This is a genomic window from Parafrankia sp. FMc2 (assembly GCF_041008525.1).
Taxonomy (GTDB): domain Bacteria; phylum Actinomycetota; class Actinomycetes; order Frankiales; family Frankiaceae; genus Parafrankia.
In genome coordinates, this window is the sequence record NZ_JBFLUG010000372.1 from 1 (window position 1) to 1,572 (window position 1,572).

The window sequence follows — 1,572 nt, forward strand, 5'->3', positions numbered from 1 at the left end:
GGGGATGGTCGATGCGGCCGGTGGGACGGTGTCCTGGGGCGTCTGCGGGGTGCGGGCGGGGCCGCGGCGGCGGGAGGTCAGGGCCCACCAGCCGACCCGCCAGAAACCCTCGGCGACGATTGCGCGGCTCATCTTCGAGGCGCCGCGTTCGCGTTCGACGAAGTCGATGGGGACCTCGATGACGCGGAAGCCGGCCTGCCAGGCGCGCCAGGCGAGGTCGACCTGGAAGCAGTAGCCCTGGGAGGCGACCTGGTCGAGGTCGCGGGCGCGCAGCACGTCGGCGCGGTAGGCGCGGAAGCCGGCGGTGGCGTCGTGCAGGGGCACCCCGAGGGCGGCGCGGACGTAGGCGTTGGCGCCGCGGGACAGGACGAGTCGGCTGCGGGGCCAGTTGTGGACGGTGCCGCCGGGGATCCAGCGGGATCCGATCGCGATGTCGGCCCCGGTGAGGCCGTCGAGCAGCCTGGGTAGCTGTTCGGGCTGGTGGGAACCGTCGGCGTCCATTTCGACGACGATGTCGTAGCCGTGCTGCAGGGCCCAGGTGAAACCGGCTATGTAGGCGGAGCCGAGGCCGGACTTGCCGGCGCGGTGCAGAACGTGGATGTGGCTGTCGCCGGCGGCGAGCTCGTCGGCGATCTCTCCGGTGCCGTCCGGGCTGGCGTCGTCGATGACGAGCAGGTCGACCGCGGGGTTCGCCGTGCGGAGCCGGCGCGTGGTGTCCGGCAGGTTGTCCCGTTCGTTGTAGGTCGGGACGCAGACGACGACGCGGGTGGCTTCCACGCCTCTCCTTTTCTGGTCGGGGCCGGCGGCGGGCTGGGGCGTCTCGGCGGGGTGCTGGGTGTCGCCGGCGCTGGTCGGGGGGTCGGTGTTGTCGGTCGGGTCGGTGTGGCGGCGGGAGCGTCGACTGTGCGCCAGTGCGGCGATCATGGAGAGTGCCCCGAGTGCGGTGAGCACCATCTCCGGGACGATACCGAGCCGGGTGGCGAGGGTGTGGCTGGTGCGCAGGGGCAGTGGTGCGGTCAGGACGCCTGCCTCGTACAGGCCGGTCTGGGTGAGGATGGTGCCGTCGGGGGCGATGAGGGCGCTTTCGCCGCTGGTGGAGACCTGGACGGTGGCGCGGCCGTGTTCGACGGCGCGCAGCCGGCTCATGGCGAGCTGTTGTTCGCTTTCGCCCTTGCGGCCGAAGGATGCGTTGTTGGTCTGGATGACGAGGAGTTCGGCGCCGCGGGTGACGTTGTCGCGGACGAGGCCGTCGTAGGCGACTTCGAAGCAGATGACGTCGCCAATGGTGGTGCCGGCGACGGGCAGGGCGCCGTGGCCGGTGCCGGCGAGGAAGTCGTTGGGCATCTCCTCGGCGAAGCGACTGATGAGTTTCTCGAGGAGGGCGCGGCCGGGGAGGTATTCGGCGAAGGGGACGGGGTGGCGTTTGACGTACATGGCGCCGGTGGGGCCGTCGGTGGTCCAGATGAGGCCGGCGTTGCGGACGTGGCGGTCGCCGGGGCCGTCGAGGACGGCGCCGACGAGCAGGGGGGCGCGGGCGGCGGTGGCGGCGCGGGTGAGGGCCGCGTGGGCGGT

Annotated in this window: 1 protein-coding gene; it reads right to left on the reverse strand. The window is 72.5% G+C overall.

What is annotated here, in order from left to right:
• On the reverse strand, positions 1–1,572 hold a 1,572-nt coding region (locus tag AB1460_RS37345; RefSeq protein WP_368967268.1), incomplete at both ends, for a glycosyltransferase.